This is a genomic window from Curtobacterium sp. MCBD17_035 (assembly GCF_003234815.2).
In the GTDB taxonomy this organism is placed as follows: domain Bacteria; phylum Actinomycetota; class Actinomycetes; order Actinomycetales; family Microbacteriaceae; genus Curtobacterium.
On the sequence record NZ_CP126279.1, the window covers coordinates 1,671,200 to 1,690,843 of the forward strand.

Consider the following 19,644-nt stretch of genomic DNA (forward strand, 5'->3'; position numbering starts at 1 on the left):
GCATCGGCCTCAGGTGCGCCTACCGATGAGATCGCCGGCGCCAGCGCTCCGCGAGGCGCTGGAGGTCGCCCCACTGACCGGCGAGCACCACCGCGAACGCTGGGAACCCCAGCGCGAGCACCGCTGGGGGAATCCACGTCTGGTCGATCCCCTCTTCGTCCCAGACCGTGGCAGGCAGGCCGTCGTCATCCGCGTCGAACGTCCGGTAGCCCGCGCGCACGGCATCGCCGGGGTGGGCCCCGTCGTCGTCATCGAACCCGTCGAACTCGACGTCGTGCGCTACCGTGCCTCCGTCGTCGCTCGTCCATGTCCCGGTCGAGGTGCAGGTCCTGCCTTCGCGACCCACCGTGCACTCCCAGAGCGTCTCGCGATACGTGCCCCAGTGAACCGGTTCATCGAGTGCCGCGTGCTCCTGCACCGCTGTGAGAGCGAGGAACACGCCGGCCGCGAGGAGCAGTGTGTAGACGGTCATCGCCGCGATCGTGAGAACGAGCGGACGCCGGGAGAGCTTGCCGGAGTGGCGGCCCGATCGCGTGTGCCGACGATGCAGGGCCGGACCAGGGTCGAGCGATGACACCGGGTCAGTCTGCCGACCCGCGGAGGTCGGGGCGACCCTTCAGCACCGGCGTGGCGGCGGTCCGGACCCGGGCGAACCGAGCAGGGGTCATCACGCCGGAGTGTCGCGTACGGCTCGGACGGTGGCCACCGAGGTGACGGAGAATCTCCCGTCATGACCGTCTCACCGGTGGTTGATGGCGAAGCAGCTCAGGCGGGCAGCTCGCCGAGCACGCGCCGCCACGCCGCGGTGAGCGTCTGGTACTCGTCGTCCGGGATCAGGTCGCGGACGCCGGCCGCGAGTACCGCGGAACGGACGGCTTCCTGCGCGCCGTCCTCGGCGAGTTCGTCGTCGTGGATGTGACGGAGGTCGCGTGCAGCCGCACGGCCGGCGTCCTGCGCGGCTTCGATCTCGTCGACTCGGCCCGCGGTGCCCGCAGCGTGGAGCGCGTGCTCCCAGGCGGCGACGAGCTGCACGTTCGTGACGACGGGGACGTCGATGCCCCCCTGGATCTCGAACGCCCAGCTCGGCTCGGGCAGCACGATGTCCTCGTCGGCCTTCCACAGGCGACCGAGCGCCTCGGCCTCCTGCGCCGTGAGGGACCCGGCGCGCTCGATCATCGCCTGGAGGTGCTGCGCGTACGTCCGCTTCGACATCGTTGCCTTCCCGACCGCCGCCGGTGCGACGTGCCGTAGGTCATCCTGGCATCCCGACCAGCGAGGTGGCGGGAGACGGCGCCAGATCCGCGAGGACGAGGAAGCGGCGCCCTTGTCTAGGGTCGGGATGTGCTCGTCTCCTCCGACCGCCTGACCCCGCCGCCCCAGCGCGTCCTGGTCGCCGGGCCGTCCGGCGCGGGCAAGACCACCTTCGCGCAGCAGATCGAACGCGTCGCCGGGTTGCCGCACACCGAGGTCGACGCGCTCTTCCACGGTCCGGGCTGGACGCCCCGACCCGACTTCGTCGAGGCGGTCGACGCGTTCACGCGCGAACCGAGGTGGGTCACCGAGTGGGCGTACACGTCGCAACTCGGCGACCTCGTGGTCTCGCGTGCGGACACGCTCGTCGCGCTCGACTACCCGGTGCTCCTGCACATGTCCCGCCTCGTGCTGCGGACGATCCGACGGTCGGTGCGACGCGTCGAGCTCTGGAACGGCAACGTCGAACCGCCGCTGCGGACGTTCTTCGGGAACCCCGAGCACATCATCCGCTGGGGCTGGAAGGGCCGCGCACGGATCAGAGCGAACGTCGTCGCCGCTGAGCGCGACTGGCCGCAGCTCCGTGTCGTCCGTCTCCGCTCGCAGCGCCAGGCGGACGCGTGGTTGCGGTCGCTCGCGCTCTGACGGACCGCACGACGATGAGCGCGACGGCGACGATGACGCCGATCAGGACCCCACCCCACACCTGCCACGACCGTGCCTCGGTGGTGAACAGGAGGACCGCGAAGTCCGCGAACTCGCTCGGCACCGTGAGCAGCGCGCGGGACCCGAGCGCGCCGGTCAGCGCCGCGATCGAGGTCGGTCCGATCCACGCCAGCCCGAACGCGACGACGGCCCCGACGATCTGCCGACCGAACGGGCGCTGCCAGAACGAGCCGACCGCGACACCGACGGCCAGCCCGGGCAGCAGGTGGGACACGGACAGCAGATCCGCGGACCAGGTCGGCGGTGCCGTGGTCGGCCGGACGACGAGTGCGTCGGCCCAGTCCGTCAGCGTCGCCGCGGCGAGCGCGATGCCGATCACGGGCCCGGGGGCCGGAACAGCGACGACGAGCGAACAGGCGACGAGTGCGACCACGGTCGCCGACAGCGCGATGACCACCAACCCGAACAGGTAGACCTGCTCCGGGGTGACGAACGTCGCCACGTACCCCGTCGGACGACGGAGTCCGACCCCCGTGACGACCGCCGACTCGACGACCGCGACGAGGTCGAGCGCGAACACGCCGATCAGCGCGGCCAGCACCGTGCCGATCGTCCGTGGCACGCGCACGGCGCGGAACAGCACGCCGGCGAGTGCGCCGCCCACGACGAGCATCGACGCCATGAGCGCGACGTCGTACTGGCTGAACGGCAGGAGCGCGATCGGCATCTGGTGCGGCGAGGTCACGTCGGACGCCCAGAGGTTCTGCAGCGGCAGCCGCATGCCGGTGATGATCCACGGCAGCAACCCGACCGCGGCGGATCCGGCACCGACGGCGAGTGCGGTCGTGCGGCTCCGGCTGGTCGGTGCGACGGTCATCCGAGGACGCTAGCGGGACGGTGGCCGGCGCGACGTCCTCCGCCCGGTGGATCTGTGGGGCCGCGGACGACCGATCCCGTCAATCCAGCCGCTGCCACCCGGACAGGGCGCGCCATGTGCCGGGGTCGAACGTGAACCAGCTCCCGAGCCCGGGCTGGTCCAGGCCTCGGCTGATCGGTGCGCCGGTCAGGCTCGCCAGCAGGAGACCGCCCACGCCGCCGTGCGAGACGAACGCGACGGAGTCACGCGTGTTCGTCAACTGCCTCCGGACGGCACGCTCGATCCGTCGTTGCGCATCGACCGCTCGTTCCCATCCTCGGATCGACGACGTGGGTTCGGCGAAGAAGGCGTCGACGGTCACGTCGAACTCGTCGGGCGGGAGGTAGCCGGTCGCGCTCCGGTCCATCTCGCCGAGTTCGCGGTCCACCACGACTTCGACGCCCAGGGCCGCGGCCAGGACGGCCGCCGTCTCCCGGGCCTTCCGTTCGGCGCTGCTGACGACGACGTGGGCAGGACGCGGAACGACCTCCACCGCATGGGCGGCGCGCGCCCGTCCCGCTGCCGAGAGGCCCCAGTCCTCGACACGCGCCATCGGTTCGATCGTCACTTCTGGATGGGTGATGAACGTGCACGGCATGTGGAGACGGTACCGAGGCCGCGAGCACGCGGCGGTGGTGCTGGAGGCCTGTCGACTGACGTCCACTCGGTCGTCCGGCCGAGCCACCTCGTCCGGGCGGCTGACGACGGCGGGGTCCCCGACGACGACGATCGTCCCACCAGCGCCCGGTCCGACACCGGAGCGAGGCGCGTCGACGGAGCGGACCGGCAGCGGTCCGACGGAGGGGAGTTGTGATGGACGACAGGTCGAGCGCGGCGGGGACGACATGGACCGCAGCAGGCACCGAGCACCCTGCACGAACAGCGCTGGTGGACGCGCAGTCGTCGGGGTTCGACCCCTGGGTCGCGTACTTCGAGGCGAACACCGCGCGACAGCAGCGACTCGAACGGGACTGGGACCGGTCGGCTTCCGTCGTGCTGAGCGACCGGCAGCGGCGTGGGTTGGTGAGGTCGTTCCAACGCCTCGAGCTCGGTGAGGGTGGCGACGGGGTCCGGCTGCTGTCCAAGGCGACGGCGGCCGGCGACCCCGTGTACACGCGGGCCCTGGAGCTGCTCGTGTCGGAGGAGCAGAAGCACTCCGCGCTGTTCGGCGTGGGCCTCCGCCGGATGGGCGCACCCTCGCTCCGGCGGCACTGGTCCGACTCGGCGTTCACCCGACTGCGACGTCTGCTCGGGCTGCGCACCGAGATCGCGCTGTTCATGATCGCCGAAGCGGTGTCCGTCGAGTACTTCGAAGCGCTCGCGGACCACGCGCCAGATCCGATCCTGCGCGGGATCGGCGAGCGCATCCGGACGGACGAACGGGAGCACCTCCGGTTCCAGGTCGACGGACTCCGAGCCGGGTTCGCCGACGCCTCCGACCTCACGAGGGCCGCCGTCGGGGTCGCGTGGTGGGTCGTCGCCGTCGGAGCTGCGACGGTGTTGTGCGTCGACCACGCCGAGGCGCTCCGTGCATGCGGACGGCGACCGCTCGGCTACTGGGGTCGAGCACTCCGGCGGTTCCGTTCCGTCGCGCGGTCAGCGCTCTGGGGCGGGCACTCCCGCGAACCGTCGGAACCGGACGACCGTCCGCACCTGCTCGGCCCCGAGGTGGCGATCGACGCGGCGAGCTGACCCGCGCGCACCGTCAGGCGCACCCGCGATGCGGTGCCGACCACCCCGCTCAGCCCGCCTCCCCGTTCGCGAGCGCCCAGACCCGGTCCCGGGTCATCGGGAGGCGGTGGGGACGGACGCCGATCGCGTCGCGGACCGCGTTCGCCACGGCCGGCGCGACGGGGTTGTAGGGTGCCTCGCTCATGGACTTGGCGCCGAGGGGCCCGAGGGGGTCGTGCGTGACGGCGAACACCACCTCGGTCCGCGGCACGTCGGAGATCTTCGGGACCCGGTAGTTCCGGAAGCTGTCGGTCGTGACGCGGCCGGTGTCGTCGAGCACGACCTCTTCGTACAGCGACGAGCCGATCGCCTGCGCGGTGCCGCCCTCGACCTGGCCGCGGAGCTGTTCGGGGTTCATCACGGTGCCCGCGTCGACCGCCTGGACGCTCTGCAGGATCCGGACCTCGCCCGTCGGTCGATGCACCGCGACGCGGATCCCGTGCACCGTGAACGCCACGGATCGCGGCGTGCCGTCGTGGTGGCCGTGCGCGACGAGGGGACCGTCGGCGAGGAGCTCCGCGGCGGACACGAACTCCTGCCCGATCCGGACGCCGTCCGGTTCGACGGACACGCTCGGCCCGAGGATGCCCGACGCCGTCCGCGGAGTCCGCGCTGCGACGACGTCGAGGGCCCGGGCCGTCATCGCCTCGCGCAGGTCGAGGGCGGCCGCGTACAGGGCCTTGCCCGCGACGACGACCCCGGCCGAGCCGAACGCACCCGTGTCGTGCCGGGCGGCGTCGGTGTCCGACTGGTGGATGTCGACGCGGTCGGGCGTGGTGGCGAGCGCCGTTGCGACGAGCTGCGCGTGCACCGTCGTCGTGCCGTTGCCGAACTCGGCCGTCCCGACGCCGATCCGGTAGCGCCCCTCGGGCGTCAGCGCCACGGTGGCGTGGGCGTGGTGGCCCCGCGGGGGCAGCGTCGCGATCGCCGCCAGCGCCATGCCCGATCCGAACGCCCAGTCGCCGGACGCGGGGTCGAGCGCGGGGCCGTCCATCCGCGGCACGAGGGCATCCCGCGCGGCGGTGTCGGGTCCGGTCCGCAGGGCGTCCTCGACCAGGTCGATGCACTGGTCGAGTCCGTAGCTGCCGTCGAAGTGCAGGTCGGACTCCTCGTCGGGGTCGGTGACGACGAGCGGATCACCCGGCACGATGACGTTCCTGCGGCGCATCGTGAACGGGTCGATGCCGAGGCGGCGCGCGAGTTCGTCCATGGCGGACTCGATCGCGAACACGACCTGCCCGAGTCCGTAGCCGCGGAACGCCCCGCCGGGCAGGTTGTTCGTGTAGACGGACTCGGCGTCGACGCGCTTGGCCGCGCACCGGTACACGGCGACGGACTCGCTCACCGAGTGGAACATGACGCCGATGCCGTGGTTGCCGTAGGCGCCGGTGTCCATGGTCTCGTCGACATGGAGGGCCGTGAGGACCCCGTCAGCGGTCGCACCGAGTCGGACCCGCACGCGCATCGGGTGCCGCGTCGGGGCGATCGTGAACTCGTCGCGTCGCGCGTACTCGTACTGCACGGTCCGACCGGTCCGGAGGACGGCGAGCGTCACGAGGTCCTCGGTCAACATCTCCTGCTTGCCGCCGAACCCGCCGCCCACCCGCTTGGCGAGCACCCGCACCCGCTCGGGGTCGAGTCCGAACACGCGGGCGATCTCGTCGCGGACCAGGAACGGCACCTGCGTCGAGGTCCGGAGCACGAGTCGGCCGTCGTCGTCGAACCACCCGCGGGTCGCGTGTGTCTCGAGCGCTGCGTGCGAGACCCGGCCGGTGGTCCACTCGCCCTCGACGGTCGCTGCCGATGCGGCCAGCGCGGCCTCGACGTCCCCGGTCTCGTCGTGGAACGCGGCGACGACGTTCCGACCCGGCTCCGCGATCCGGTGCTCGTCCGTGGTCTTGTCGCCGTGCAGGAGCGGCGCGCCCGGAGCGCGGGCGGCGTCGGGGTCGTGCACGCTCGGCAGCACCTCGTACTCGACGCGGATGTGCTCGCACGCCTGTTCGGCGATGCGCACGCTGTCCGCCACGACGGCCGCGACGCGTTGCCCGCGGAACCGCAGCACGCGGTCGAACACGCGGGTGTCGTCGGGGTCGTCGAGCCGCGACTCGTGGCGTCCGGTGGAGAACAGGACACCGGGGTCGTCGTGGTGGGTGAGGACCGCGTGGACGCCGGGCAGGGCCTCCGCGTTCGTGACGTCGATCGCGGTGATGCGTGCGTGGGGGTGGGGGCTGCCGAGCACCGCGACGTGCAGGAGCGCCTCGGTCTTCCGGACGTCGAGCGTGTACTCCTCGCGGCCCGTCACGATGCGCATCGCCGCCGGGGCGGCCACCGAGGTGCCGACGGCGTCGCCGGTGGTCGGCGTGCAGGTGTTCCGCACACCGGCGAGCGCGTCCTCGATCGCCCGGTAGCCGGTGCAGCGGCAGAGGTTGCCCTTGAGCTTCCGGTGCAGGTCGGCGTGGTCGTCCTCGGTCAGGGTCGATGCGGTGACGACGAACCCGGCGGTGCAGAACCCGCACTGGAACACGGCCGCGTCGGCGAAGGCACGCTGCACGGGGTGCGGGTCCTCCGGCGTCCCGAGCCCCGCCGCGGTGGTGACGGTCGCACCGTCGAGCCGATGGGCCGGCGTGATGCACGCGTGCACGGGTGTGCCGTCGACGAGGACCGAGCAGGCACCGCAGTCGCCGGAGTCGCAGCCCTTCTTGACGGCCGTCACGCCGTGCTCGCGGAGCAGGGTCCGGAGGACCTGACCGGGCTGCGGGGCGACCTCGAGCTCGGCGCCGTCCACGTGGAGCCTCACGACGCCTCCCCGGTCCGGCCGGTGGGGCCGCCGACCGACGCGGCGGCCTCGTCCCGGAGTTCGTGTGCGAACCGCACGCTGACCGCGCGGCGCCACGCGGGGCTCCCGTGTGGGTCGTCGTACCAGTCGGTGACGTCGGCGAGCACGGCGGCCAGCGCGTCGTGCGATGGGACCGCGTCGAACCGGAGCACGACCGGGCGCGGTGTCGCGGCGGTGATGACGAGCGTGAAGCCGCCGGGGACGCCGGAGGACCCGGGCGGGCCCGACCGACCCGGACGCCCCCAGCGCGCGGTGACGAGCGCCCCCGACCGTCCGTGCGGGCTGAGCGACACCCGTCGGTACCCGGTCTCGTGGCGGAGCGCGGCGACCGGGACCTCGAACGCCCGCAGCACCTCGCCGTCCCGCAGGTCGAGCGTCCGCACGCCCTGCACGAGGTGCTCGACGGCCGTCCGGCGCTCGGCCCCGTCGGGGGTCCACACGACGGCCGTCGCGTCGAGCGTCGCGAGGAGTGCGATCATCGCTCCCGCGGGGAGCCCGACCGCGACGTTGCCGCCGACCGTCGCCGCGTTCCAGATCTTGAACGAGGCCAGGAGCGCGTTCGCGCACCGACCGACGAGCGGCCACGCGGTCCAGTCCGGGTCGGGGGTGGTGCGGACGAGGGTGGCGATCGTGCAGGTCGCGGCGATCGTGAGCGTCTCACTCGTGCGTTCCACGTCGGGCCAGCCGAGCGTCGTGAGGTCGACGAGCCCGGTCAGGCCCGGCTGCTCCTCGGAGTGGAGCCAGGTGCCGCCGCCGAGCGGTCGCTCACCGGGTGCGAGGGCGAGGTCGTCGCGGTGTGTGGGTGTCCGCACGGTGCGGACGGTGACGAGGTCCATGGACGGATCCGATCTGCGGGAGGGGGACGGGGACGCGCGGGACGACCGGACCTCGGCCGTGCGCGATCATGCCCCGGTTCCACGCCGCGAGCGGTCGTCGGTGCGTGACCATGGCGACCTCCCGTCCCGGATCCGGGCTCGCCGCCGGACCTCGTGTGCAGCGACGCTACGGTCGGCGTGTTTCGGCCGAGGGGTCGGCGTGTTTCCGCCCGGTTACGGCTGGCGGGGTGTCGGCCCACCCGCCGAGACATGCCGGAAACACGGCTGTGCGATCCTCCCGACATGCAGCCTCAGCGAACCGATCCGGGAGGCACGGTGCACGCGACCGCGCCGGTCGCCGTCCGCGGCCACCGCGTCTGGACGGACGGCGGGTTCCGTCCGGCCACGGTCCTCGTGCGGGACGGCCTCGTCGACGCCGTGCTGCCCCTCGACGCACCGGTGGAGGTGCCGGTCGTCGAGGTCTCGGCCGGCCGCGTGCTGCTCCCGGGGCTCGTCGACACGCACGTGCACGTGAACGAGCCGGGCCGGACGGAGTGGGAGGGCTTCGCGTCGGCCACCCGTGCCGCGGCGCTCGGCGGGGTCACGACCATCGTGGACATGCCGCTCAACTCCGTGCCCCCGACCACCACCGTCGACGCACTCGCCGTCAAGCGGGAGCGGGCCCAGGGTCGGGTCGCGGTGGACGTCGGGTTCTGGGGCGGCGCCGTCCCCGAGAACCTCGGTGCGCTCCGGCCCGTGTGGGACGCCGGCGTGTACGGCTTCAAGAGCTTCCTGGCACCCTCGGGCGTCGACGAGTTCGGCCACCTCGACGCCGACCAGCTCCGGCGTGCACTGGCGGAGATCGCCGCGTTCGACGGCGTGCTCATCGTGCACGCCGAGGACCCCGCGCACCTCGCGGACGGCGGAGCCCTCGGCACCGGGTACGGCGCGTTCCTGGCGTCGCGGCCACCGGCCGCCGAGGAGGACGCGATCGCCCGGGTGATCGACGGCGTCCGCGCGACCGGGGCACGGGCGCACGTCCTCCACCTGTCCGACGCCGGGGCGCTGCCGATGCTCCGCGCCGCCAAGGACGAGGGCCTGCCGATCACGGTCGAGACCTGCCCCCACTACCTGACGATCGACGCGGAGTCCGTGCCGGACGGCGCGACCGAGTTCAAGTGCTGCCCGCCGATCCGCGAGGCGGGCAACCAGGACGCCCTGTGGGCGGGCCTGCTCGACGGCACGATCGACATGGTCGTCACCGACCACTCGCCGTCGACGGTCGACCTCAAGCGGGGGAGCGGCGGCGACTTCGGCCTCGCCTGGGGTGGCATCGCGGGCCTCCAGGTCGGGTTCCGCGCGACGTGGACCGAGGCGGCCCGGCGAGGTGTGCCGCTGGAGCGGATCGTGCCCGCGTTCACCACCGGGCCGGCCGCCCTCGTCGGCGTGACCGACCGTGCGGCGATCGCGCCCGGCGCCGTCGCGCACCTCGTCGAGTTCGACCCCGACGCCGAGGACACCGTGCACGTCGAGGCGCTCGAGCACCGCAACCCGATCTCGGCCTACGACGGACGGACCCTCCGTGGCCGCGTCACGCGCACGTGGCTGCACGGCGCGCAGGTCGCGACCGCCGACCAGGGCGTGACCGCGGTCGCAGGACGGCTGCTCCGCCGTGCCTGAGCCGCAGGGGGGACGCGCCGTGGAGCGGGCGGACGTGACGGAGTGGGGGACGGTCCTCCCGGACGGCGTCCTGCAACCCGGGACCGGACCGGTGCGGGGCGACCACCTCGTCGAAGCGCGACCGGGCGACGTGCTGTGGGGGCGCCTCCCGGCGCGTGACGACCGGCCGGTCACGACCGTGCAGCCCGGCGACACCGTGACGTTCGACACCGTGAGCCACGAGGGGATCCTCGCGGACCAGGGCGGCGATCCGGTGGCGTTCTTCGCCCGGCACGGCGTCCCGCGGGAGTTCGTGCTCGACGACGCCGTCGCGATCACCGAGGAGCTCCGTCGCGACCCGGTCGACGGGCCGCACGTGGTCTCGCGGCCGGTCGCCGTCGCGGGCGCGGAGCCCGGCGACCTCGTGTCGATGACGCTGCTCGAGGCGCTGCCCCGCGTGCCGTACGGGATCGTGTCGAACCGGCACGGCCGCGGGGCGCTCCCGGGCGAGATGCCGCGCGGCGAACTCCCGGTGAGCGTGTTCGCGGACGTGGTCGAGCGCGACGGCGAACTGCGCGGCCGTCTGCCGGTCGCCGAGGACGGTCCGCGCCTCGTGACGTTCCCGCTCCGGCCGTTCCTCGGCATCGTCGGCGTGCAGGTGTCCGACGACCTCCGCCCGCACTCGGTGCCGCCCGGGCCGCACGGCGGCAACCTCGACATCGCGCTGCTGACCGCCGGGACGACACTGCACCTGCCCGTGCAGGTCCCGGGCGCCGGGGTCTACGTCGGCGACCCGCACTTCGCACAGGGGGACGGCGAGGTCGCGCTCACCGCCATGGAGGCCTCGCTCCGCGCCACGTTCCGGGTCGACGTCGTGCCGCGGGAACGCGCACTGCAGGAGTTCGGTGAGCTCGCCGGACCGCTCGGCGAGACCGCGGAGTACCTCGTGCCCACCGGCCTCGACGCCGACCTCGACGAGGCCGTCCGGCGGTGCGTCCGCCAGGCGATCACGCTCGTCCGTGCCCGGTGGGGTGTCGACGAGCACATCGCGTACGCGTACCTCAGCGCCGCGACCGACTTCCGCGTGTCGCAGGTCGTCGACCTCGTGTGCGGGGTGCACGCGACGATCCGCGTGGCCGACTTCGCCGCGGTGCCCCGTGCCGCGGTGCCCCGTCCGGCGGTGCCCCGTGACCGGTGAGGTCGGCGGGGTCGACCCGCGCGCGACGGTGACCGGACCGAGCTGGCCGGAGGGCCTGCACGCGGCGTTCGACCGCTACGAGGCGGCGCTGCTCACCGACGACGTCGCGGTCCTCGACGCGCTCTTCGAGCCGGGGCCGGAGACCCTCCGCGCCGACGCGGCCGGGCTGCTCGTCGGACACGACCGGATCAGCGCCTTCCGCTCGGCGCGTGGCGGTGTGCCCGGGCGGAGCATCGGGCGGACCGAGCTGCGACCGCTCACCGACGACGTCGTGCTGGTGGTGGCCGAGTCGCACGTCCACACCGGTGGCCGGGGCATCCAGACGCAGCTCTGGCGCCGCACGGAGGGCTCCTGGCGCATCGCCGCCGCGCACGTGACCAGCCGGGCACCCGCGTTCGACCGGACGATCTGGCGCGTCGTCGGCGACCCCCTGGTGCCCGGCGCGTCGGTACCGGCGCCGGACCGAGGAGCACGGGACCCAGCGCTCCCGCTCGCCGGTACCGCGCTCCCACTCGCCGGCGTCCGGGTCGCGGTCAAGGACCTGTTCGCCGTCCGCGGGCAGGTCGTCGGTGCGGGGAACCCGGTGTGGGAGCGCGAGGCCCTGCCGGCGACCACCGACGCTCCGGCCGTCCGTGCCCTCCTCGACGCGGGCGCCTCGATCACCGGCATCGCCCGGACCGACGAGTTCGCCTACAGCATCGCGGGCCGCAACGCGCACACGGGCACCCCGCCGAACGGCGCGGCGCCGGACCGCATGCCGGGCGGCTCGACCTCCGGCCCGGCGGCCGCCGTCGCGCTCGGCCAGGCGGATCTGGCGCTCGGCACCGACACGGCCGGGAGCGTCCGCGTCCCCGCCTCGTACCAGGGGCTCTGGGGGCTCCGGACGACGCACGGTCTGGTGGACCGGGAGGGACTGCTCCCGCTCGCGCAGTCGTTCGACACGATCGGGTGGCTGGCCCGGGGCGCCGCGACCGTCCGCGCCGCCGCGGTCGCGTCCGGTGCGTCCGGCCCCGCCGATGCGCCCCCGGACCGAGACGCCGCCGACGCGCCCCTCGACGCCGCCGACCTGGTCGTGTCCCGAGCGCTCCTCGACGCGGTCCAGCCCGCGACCGGCGCTGCCTTCCGGCGGTGGCTCGCGGCGGCCCGGCTCGAGCCCGACGAGGTCGCGCTGCCGCCGCTCGACGAGCTCGCCGAGACCCTCCGCGTCGTCCAGGCCGCCGAGGCGTGGCGGAACGACGGTGCCTGGGTGACCGCGCACCGCGACGCCCTCGGCGTGGACGTGCTCGCCCGCTTCGACGCGGCCGCCGCCGTGGACGCCGCGGCCGAGGCCACGGCCCGCCGCCGACTCGCCGAGCTCCGCACCGCGGTCCGGACCGAGCTCGACGGACGGGTCCTGTGCCTCCCGACCGTGCCCGGCCCCGCGCCGCTGCGCACGGCCGACGCGGCGGACGTCCAGGTGGTCCGTGCCGCGACGCTCCGCATGACGGCCGTCGCCGGGGTGGGCGGTCTGCCCGCGGTGTCCGCACCGTTCCTCATGGTCGACGGCGCACCCGTGGGCGTCTGCCTCGTCGGCCCACCGGGACGCGACGTGGCGCTGATCGACCTCGCCGTGTCGCTCGGCACGCCGCGGCGCTGAGCGGCAACCGAGTGGCGGCACCTGTTACACGCCTGAAACGACCGGCCCAGTAGCGTCGACCGTGGAACGGAAGGAACACGTATGCAGCCAGTCGACCCGCCCGCACGACTCCTCATGGGTCCCGGCCCGGTCAACGCGGACCCGCGCGTGCTCCGGGCGATGTCGACCCCGCTCGTCGGGCAGTACGACCCGTGGATGACCGCGACGATGACCGAGACGCAGGGCCTGTACCGCCAGGTGTTCGGCACCGACAACGACGCCACGGTGCTCGTCGACGGCACCTCGCGCGCCGGGACCGAGGCCGCGCTCGTGTCCCTGCTGGCGCCGGGTGACCGGGTGCTCGTGCCCGTGTTCGGGCGCTTCGGCCACCTGCTCGTCGAGATCGCCACCCGCGCGCAGGCCGAGGTGCACACGATCACGACCGACTGGGGCCAGGTGTTCCCGCCGTCCGTGATCGAGGAGGCGATCATCGCGACCCGGCCCACGGTCCTGGCGATCGTGCAGGGCGACACGTCGACGACGATGAACCAACCGCTCGACGAGCTCGGCGCGATCTGCGCCCGGCACGGCGTCCTGCTCTACACGGACGCCACGGCGAGCCTCGGCGGCAACGCGTTCGAGATGGACGCCTGGGGGATCGACGCGGTCACCGCGGGCCTGCAGAAGTGCCTGTCCGGTCCCTCGGGCAGTGCGCCCCTCAGCCTGTCCGACGCCGCCGTCGCGGTCGTGCGGTCACGGCACTCGGTCGAGGCCGGCATCCGCGAGCCGGGCGACGACGTGCAGGACGACCCGATCCGGTCGAACTACTTCGACCTCGGCATGGTCCTCGACTACTGGGGGCCGCGACGCCTCAACCACCACACCGAGGCCACGAGCATGCTCTACGCCGCGCGGGAGTGCGCCCGCGTGCTCCTCGACGAGGGGCGCGATGCCTTCGCCGCCCGGCACGCCCTGGCCGGCGCCGCGATGCTCGAGGGGGTCCGCGCGCTCGGCCTCAGGGTGTTCGGCGACGTCGCCCACAAGATGCACAACGTCGTCGCGGTCGAGATCCCCGAGGGCGTCGTCGGCGACCGGGTCCGCTCCGCCATGCTCGAGGACCACGGCATCGAGATCGGCACCTCGTTCGGGCCGTTGCACGGTCGCGTCTGGCGGATCGGCACGATGGGGGTGAACGCCCGGAAGGACGCCGTCGTGACGACCCTCGCCGCGCTCGAGCAGTGCCTCCGTCGTGCGGGCGTCGCGGTCCCGCAGGGGGGCGGCGTGGACGCCGCCCTCGACGTCTACGCGGGCGAGCGCGCGACGCCGACCGCGGACCGGCAGGCACGGTGACGGAGCCGACGCGCGCCTCCCGTCCGGCAGCGGCACGGGCCGCGACGATCGCCGACCGCTGCGACGAGCTCGCCGCCGTGACCTCGATGGAGGGCGGCATCCGCCGCGTGTACCTGTCGCCCGAGCACGCGCGGGCGAACACGATCGCGGCCGGGTGGATGGAGCAGGCGGGGCTGCGGACGTGGCAGGACGCCGCGGGCAACCTGCACGGACGGGTGGCGGCGCTCGGTGCCGACGGTGACCCCCGACCGGTGCTCCTCGTCGGCTCGCACCTCGACACCGTGGTGGACGCCGGACGGTACGACGGCATCGTCGGCGTGCTCATGGGCATCGCGCTCGTCGAGCTGCTCGCTGACCGCGTCCACGACCTGCCGTTCGCGATCCAGATCGTCGCGTTCTCCGACGAGGAGGGCACCCGCTTCGGCAAAGCACTCCTCGGTTCCTCCGCGGTCGCCGGCGTGTGGAACGACGCGTGGTGGGACCTCGCCGACGGAGACGGCACGACGCTGCGCGACGCGTTCACCGCGTTCGGGCTCGACCCCGCCCGGGTCGGGGAGGCCGCCGTCGACGCCGGATCGCTCGCCGGGTACCTCGAGGCCCACATCGAGCAGGGCCCGTTCCTCGACCGGTCCGGGCAGGCACTCGGTGTCGTCACGAGCATCGCCGCTGCGCGACGGTTCAGCGTCGAGGTCGTGGGGGAGGCCCGGCACGCGGGCGGGACACCGTACGAGATGCGCCACGACGCGCTGCTCGGCGCGGCCGAGGTGGCCCTCGCGGTCGAACGGACCTGCGTGGCCGAGCAGCACATCGGTACCGTCGGCACCATGACGGTCGAACCCGGCGCGGTGAACGTCATCCCAGGGCACGCGCGGCTCTCCGTCGACCTCCGGGGCGAGTTCGACGACGGACGGGACCGTGTGTGGGACGCCCTGGTCGCGGAGTTCGACCGGATCGCGGAGCGCCGCGGCCTGACGATCACGCCGACCGAGGTGCACGCCGCCCCCGCCGTGTTCTGCGCACCGCGGCTCATGGACGCCGTCCGGACGGGCATCCGGGCGACCGGCGAACCGACCCCACCGGAGCTGTTCTCGAAGGCGGGCCACGACGCGATGTCGCTCGGCCTCGTGACGGACGTCGCGATGCTGTTCCTCCGGAACCCGGACGGCATCAGCCACCACCCCGACGAGTTCGTGTCGGTGGCGGACATCGCCCTCGGGCTCGACGCGCTCGTCGCCGCGGTCGAGGCGCTGGCGGCGGCGGAGGTCGGCCCGTGACGGCGCCGGACCTCCGGAGTCGGATCGCCCGGGTCTGGGACGACCTCACCCCGGCCGAACGACGGGTCGCGGCCGTGGTCCGGGACGACCCCGAGCTCCTCGTCCTCCGCACCTCGGCGGAGACCGCGGCCGAGGCCGGCACGTCGAAGGCGACCGTCAGCCGGCTGGTCCGCGCGCTCGGCTACCGCGACGCCGCCGACGTCCGCGAGGCACTCATGGCCGCCCGCGGTGCCGGTCTGCCCTGGTCCGCCGAGGACGCCGCGCACGTCGACGCGCGCGAGGTCGAACGCCGGAACCTCGACGCCGCGTTCGCCTCCCTCGGCCGGGCCGACCGGGCGGGACTCGCGCGCCGCATCGTGCACGCCCGACGCGTCACCGTGGTCGGGGTCCGCAACGCCCATCCGATCGCGCTCCAACTGCGCGCCCAGCTCGCCCAGGTCCGCGCCGACGTGCGACTCGCTCCCTCCGCGGGCCAGAGCGTCGGCGAGGACGTCGCCGACGTCGGGGCCGAGGACCTCGTGGTGGTCGTGACCGTGCGTCGGCACGCCGCGGTGGTCGGCGCGCTCGTCGAGCAGTGCGTCGCGAACGGTGCCGACGTCGTCGTCATCGCCGACCCGACCGCGGCGGTGCTCGCAGCGTCCGCACGCACCCTCGTGCTGTGTCCGGTCGACTCGCCGTCCGCCTTCGACAGCCTCGCCGCGATGGCGGCGGTCGTCGCGGCCATCGCGAACGACGTGTACGACGCGAGCGGCCCGGCGGGACGCGACCGCGTCGCCGCCATCGCCAGCACCTACGCCGCGCTCGGCGAACTCGACGAGGGCGACCGTCGGCGCCCCACAGGACGACCGGGAGGCCCGCAGCGGCACCCGGGGGAGGACCGCCATGGACGTGCCTGAGTTCGACGCCCTCGACCCGGACGCCGCCGCGGCGCTCGTCCGGAGCTGGGCCGACGTCCCGCGCTGGGTGGACGCGGTCGTGGCCGCCCGTCCGTACGCGACCGCCGCCGCGCTCGCGCAGCGCGCCGGCGACCTCGCGGCCGGCTGGACCGACGACGAGGTCGATGCCGCGCTGGCCGACCACCCCCGCATCGGCGACCGGCCCACCGGCACGGGTGCGAGCGCCGCGGCGTCACGGACCGAGCAGGCCGCCTCCGCCGACGCGGACGCGACGACCGCGACCGCGATCCGCGACGGCAACGTCGCGTACGAGGCGCGGTTCGGCCGGGTGTTCCTCATCCGCGCCGCCGGCCGGACGGCCCCCGAGATCCTCGCCGAGCTCCGACGGCGACTCGACAACGACGACGACACCGAGCGGGCCGAGGTCGCGGAGCAGCTCCGCGCGATCGCCCTGCTCCGACTCGAACGGAGCATCGGATGAGCCACCTCAGCACCCACGTCCTCGACACGACGCACGGGAGGCCCGCCGCGGGCATCGCCGTCACGCTCACCGACGCCGCGGGCTCCGTGGTCGCGGTCGGCACGACGGACGAGGACGGCCGGGTCGGGGACCTCGGCCCGGACCTCCTGCCGCCCGGCGCGTGGACGCTGACGTTCGCCACGGGGGAGCACTGGGCGCGACTCGGGCTCCCCGTATTCCACCCGCGCGTCGACGTCACCTTCGTCGTGCCCGAATCCCCGGCGGGCCACTACCACGTGCCCCTGCTCATCAGTCCGTTCGCCTACTCCACCTACCGAGGGAGCTGACCCCATGACCGACACATCCAGCGTGCACCTGGGCCCGAACCAGTACGGCAAGGCCGAGGTCCGCCTCGTCCGCGTGACGCGGGACACCGACCGGCACGAGATCGAGGACCTGACGATCACGACGCAGCTCCGCGGTGCCGCCCTCGCCGACTCGTACACGTCGGGCGACAACGCGAAGGTCCTGGCGACCGACACGCAGAAGAACACGGTCTACGCGTTCGCCCGCGAGCACGGCGTGCACAGCCCCGAGGAGTTCCTGCTCCGTCTCGGCCGACACTTCACGACGGCGTTCGACTGGTACGAGGGCGCGACGTTGACCGCGGACCAGCACGGGTGGGCGCGCATCCCGGTGGACGGCCGCGACCACGACCACGCCTTCGTCCGCGCCGGCAGCGGCACCCGCACCGCCGTCGTGCAGGTCGACGGCGACGACGTCCACGTCCTCGCGGGCGTGACCGACCTGACCGTGCTCAAGTCGACGGGGAGCGAGTTCCACGGGTTCCCCCGCGACCGCTACACGACGCTCGCCGAGACCGACGACCGGATCCTGGCGACCTCGGTGACGGCGCGCTGGCGGTACCTGCCCGAGGCGGTCGAGGCGGGCATCGACTGGAACGCCACCCACGCGGGCGTCCTCGAGCGCATGCTCGCGACCTTCGCCGACCTCCACTCGTACGCGCTGCAGCAGACGCTGTTCGCGATGGGCCGCACCGCGATCGAGGCGTTCCCCGAGATCGCCGAGGTCCGCTTCTCGATGCCGAACAAGCACCACTTCCTCGTCGACCTCGCGCCGTTCGGCCTCGACAACCCGAACGAGGTGTTCTACGCCGCCGACCGCCCGTACGGACTCATCTCCGGCTCGGTGGTCCGCGACGGCGTCGCCGAGGCCCCCGCCGCGTGGACATCGGTACCCGGGTTCGTGTGACCACCGACGCGACCGGGGAGCGTCCCGGCAGCACGGTCGTCGGCCTCGTGCTCGCCGGCGGCGCGGGCTCCCGCATGGGCCGACCGAAGGCACTCGTCAGGGGTGCCGACGGACGCCCCTGGGTCGAGCGCGCCGTCCGGACCCTGCTCGACGGTGGCTGCGCGACCGTCGTCGTGGTCCTCGGAGCGGCCGCCGATGTCGCACGGCCGCTCGTACCCGACCATCCGGCCGTCCGGGTCGTCGTCGCCGGCGCTTGGGCGGAGGGACTGGGGGCGTCGCTCCGCGCCGGACTGGTCGCGGTCGCCGACGGCGACCGCGCACCCGGCGACCGCTCGTGTGACGACGACGGCGCACGAGGCGGCGCCGACGCGGTCCTCGTGACCCTCGTGGACCTCCCTGAGCTCCCCGTCGCTGCCGTCCGACGCCTGCTCGAGGTGGAGCCGCCCGGTCCCTCCGGACCGCACGGAGGCCGCCGTGCCCGCCTCCGGCAGGCGATGTTCGGCGACCGACCGGGGCATCCCGTGCTCGTCGGGCGCGCACACTGGGCACCGCTCGCGACGTCCCTGCACGGCGACCGCGGGGCCGGAGCCTACCTCCGCTCGCACGGGGTGGAGCGGGTCGAGTGCGGCGACCTCTGGGACGGTGCCGACCACGACCGGCCGGCCGGATCGACGCCCTGACCCGGTTCCTCGTATACACGCCATCGCGATCCTGACCGCTCCGCCGAGCTCCTGACGGCGGCTTGAAACTGCTCCTCAGCAGGGGTTTCCCTCGCGCCCCGGTACCGCGTCCAGCATCGCTTCACGAGCCGGTAACGCGCGTTCACACCCCGGAAACACGGTTCTGTATACCGTTTGGTCACCCACCCCCTCCACCCCGAGGAGCACTCCGCGTGACCGACTCCCTGCGCCACCCCGACGCCGACCCGACCGGCTTCCGCCTGGTCGGCGTCCTGCACCTGCCGCCGCTCCCGGGTGCCGTGAACCACACGGGCGTCCCGGTCGCCGACATCGCGGTGCGCGCCGCCGAGGACGCCCGCGCCCTGCAGGACGCCGGCTTCACCCACGTCATGGTGCAGGACGCGAGCGACATGCCCCAGGCCGTGCGTGTCGACGCCCCCACGGTCGCGGCGCTGTCCGTCGTCGGCGCCGCGGTCGTCGGGGCCGTCGACGTGCCGGTCGGTGTCGTCGTCGGCCACAACGACGGCCCGAGCGCCGTCGCCATCGCCCACGCGATCGGCGCCACGTTCGTCCGCGTCAAGGTGCTCACCGGCGTCTCCGTCGGCCCGACCGGCTGGATCGAGGGCTGCGCGTACGAGGTCGCCGCGATGCGCCAGCGCCTCGGCAGCGACGTCGAGGTCTGGGCCGACGTGCACGAGGCGACGAGCCTGGCACTCGCGGGCAGCGGGGCGTGGGCCGCGCAGGAGGCCCGGGCCTTCGGTCGCGCCGACGTCCTCGTCGTCACCCGGGACAGCGGCGTCGGGGACGCGCTCGACGACATCGACGGCCTGCGCGCGACCGCCCTGGACGCGCCCTTCGTCGTCGGTGGCCGCGTCGGGCTCGACACCATCGCGCAGACCGTCGCCCGGGCGGACGGCGCGATCCTCGGCAGCGCGATCAAGCGGTCGAGCGCCCCGGACGCGCGCGTCGACCCCGCGGTCGCCGCCGCCTTCGGCCGCGCGCTCGTGCCCGCCGCCGCCTGACGC

At 74.1% G+C, this 19,644-nt stretch carries 19 protein-coding genes; 13 read left to right on the top strand and 6 right to left on the bottom strand.

The genetic code is table 11. The features are described from left to right. Window positions 1-19 precede the first annotated feature (19 nt). Both DEI93_RS07965 and DEI93_RS07970 read right to left on the bottom strand, forming a co-directional pair. Complete coding sequence (locus tag DEI93_RS07965) at window positions 20-472, bottom strand: hypothetical protein (RefSeq protein WP_111120651.1); 453 nt, start codon at window positions 470-472, stop codon at window positions 20-22. Between the two features lie 293 nt (window positions 473-765). Beyond that, on the bottom strand, window positions 766-1,212 hold the full coding sequence (locus tag DEI93_RS07970) for a hypothetical protein (RefSeq protein ID WP_111037521.1): 447 nt from the start codon (window positions 1,210-1,212) through the stop codon (window positions 766-768). Between the two features lie 129 nt (window positions 1,213-1,341). On the opposite strand from DEI93_RS07970, the gene DEI93_RS07975 reads away from it, so the two are divergent. After that, a complete protein-coding gene (locus DEI93_RS07975) occupies window positions 1,342-1,896 on the top strand; it encodes a P-loop NTPase family protein (protein ID WP_111027770.1) in 555 nt (184 codons plus the stop codon). Here the strand turns inward: DEI93_RS07975 and DEI93_RS07980 are convergent. Both DEI93_RS07980 and DEI93_RS07985 read right to left on the bottom strand, forming a co-directional pair. After that, complete coding sequence (locus tag DEI93_RS07980) at window positions 1,790-2,794, bottom strand: hypothetical protein (RefSeq protein WP_111120650.1); 1,005 nt, start codon at window positions 2,792-2,794, stop codon at window positions 1,790-1,792. The genes DEI93_RS07975 and DEI93_RS07980 overlap by 107 nt on opposite strands. 79 nt (window positions 2,795-2,873) lie before the next feature. Continuing rightward, window positions 2,874-3,431 (bottom strand): histidine phosphatase family protein, encoded by a 558-nt coding sequence (locus DEI93_RS07985; protein ID WP_111120661.1) that lies wholly within the window; start codon window positions 3,429-3,431, stop codon window positions 2,874-2,876. Between the two features lie 290 nt (window positions 3,432-3,721). Between DEI93_RS07985 and DEI93_RS07990 the strand changes: the two genes are divergently transcribed. Next, a complete protein-coding gene (locus tag DEI93_RS07990) occupies window positions 3,722-4,525 on the top strand; it encodes a ferritin family protein (protein ID WP_111120649.1) in 804 nt (267 codons plus the stop codon). Window positions 4,526-4,574: 49 nt separating this feature from the next. On the opposite strand, the gene DEI93_RS07995 is transcribed toward DEI93_RS07990, so the two are convergent. Then, entirely contained in the window at window positions 4,575-7,361 is a 2,787-nt protein-coding gene (locus DEI93_RS07995) for a molybdopterin-dependent oxidoreductase (protein WP_111120648.1), read from the bottom strand. Then, on the bottom strand, window positions 7,358-8,236 hold the full coding sequence (locus DEI93_RS08000) for an FAD binding domain-containing protein (protein ID WP_111120647.1): 879 nt from the start codon (window positions 8,234-8,236) through the stop codon (window positions 7,358-7,360). The genes DEI93_RS07995 and DEI93_RS08000 overlap by 4 nt, the downstream gene beginning before the upstream one ends. A gap of 282 nt (window positions 8,237-8,518) precedes the next feature. On the opposite strand from DEI93_RS08000, the gene allB reads away from it, so the two are divergent. From allB to DEI93_RS08055, 11 genes are all read left to right on the top strand, one after another. Then, a complete protein-coding gene (gene allB / locus DEI93_RS08005) occupies window positions 8,519-9,895 on the top strand; it encodes an allantoinase AllB (RefSeq protein ID WP_111120646.1) in 1,377 nt (458 codons plus the stop codon). Then, window positions 9,888-11,072 carry an acetamidase/formamidase family protein gene (locus DEI93_RS08010; protein WP_375334755.1) on the top strand — a complete coding sequence of 395 codons (1,185 nt, stop codon included), beginning with the start codon at window positions 9,888-9,890 and terminating at the stop codon, window positions 11,070-11,072. The genes allB and DEI93_RS08010 overlap by 8 nt, the downstream gene beginning before the upstream one ends. Further along, window positions 11,062-12,708: an AtzH-like domain-containing protein gene (locus DEI93_RS08015; RefSeq protein ID WP_258372361.1), complete on the top strand. Its 1,647-nt coding sequence runs from the start codon at window positions 11,062-11,064 to the stop codon at window positions 12,706-12,708. The genes DEI93_RS08010 and DEI93_RS08015 overlap by 11 nt, the downstream gene beginning before the upstream one ends. An 81-nt stretch (window positions 12,709-12,789) precedes the next feature. Next, the gene (locus tag DEI93_RS08020) at window positions 12,790-14,037 is read left to right on the top strand and encodes a pyridoxal-phosphate-dependent aminotransferase family protein (RefSeq protein ID WP_111120645.1); all 1,248 of its coding nucleotides are present in this window, start codon (window positions 12,790-12,792) and stop codon (window positions 14,035-14,037) included. Beyond that, entirely contained in the window at window positions 14,034-15,311 is a 1,278-nt protein-coding gene (locus DEI93_RS08025) for an allantoate amidohydrolase (protein WP_111120644.1), read from the top strand. Before DEI93_RS08020 ends, DEI93_RS08025 begins: the two co-directional genes overlap by 4 nt. After that, entirely contained in the window at window positions 15,308-16,207 is a 900-nt protein-coding gene (locus tag DEI93_RS08030; protein WP_111072826.1) for a MurR/RpiR family transcriptional regulator, read from the top strand. Before DEI93_RS08025 ends, DEI93_RS08030 begins: the two co-directional genes overlap by 4 nt. After that, window positions 16,194-16,688 carry a 2-oxo-4-hydroxy-4-carboxy-5-ureidoimidazoline decarboxylase gene (gene uraD / locus DEI93_RS08035; RefSeq protein WP_111120643.1) on the top strand — a complete coding sequence of 165 codons (495 nt, stop codon included), beginning with the start codon at window positions 16,194-16,196 and terminating at the stop codon, window positions 16,686-16,688. The genes DEI93_RS08030 and uraD overlap by 14 nt, the downstream gene beginning before the upstream one ends. Continuing rightward, window positions 16,685-17,014 carry a hydroxyisourate hydrolase gene (gene uraH, locus DEI93_RS08040; protein WP_111120642.1) on the top strand — a complete coding sequence of 110 codons (330 nt, stop codon included), beginning with the start codon at window positions 16,685-16,687 and terminating at the stop codon, window positions 17,012-17,014. The genes uraD and uraH overlap by 4 nt, the downstream gene beginning before the upstream one ends. A 4-nt stretch (window positions 17,015-17,018) precedes the next feature. Then, entirely contained in the window at window positions 17,019-17,939 is a 921-nt protein-coding gene (gene pucL / locus DEI93_RS08045; RefSeq protein ID WP_111120641.1) for a factor-independent urate hydroxylase, read from the top strand. Next, a complete protein-coding gene (locus tag DEI93_RS08050; RefSeq protein ID WP_258372360.1) occupies window positions 17,936-18,619 on the top strand; it encodes a nucleotidyltransferase family protein in 684 nt (227 codons plus the stop codon). Before pucL ends, DEI93_RS08050 begins: the two co-directional genes overlap by 4 nt. 212 nt (window positions 18,620-18,831) lie before the next feature. Next, entirely contained in the window at window positions 18,832-19,641 is an 810-nt protein-coding gene (locus DEI93_RS08055; protein ID WP_181436136.1) for a BtpA/SgcQ family protein, read from the top strand. Window positions 19,642-19,644 lie beyond the last annotated feature (3 nt).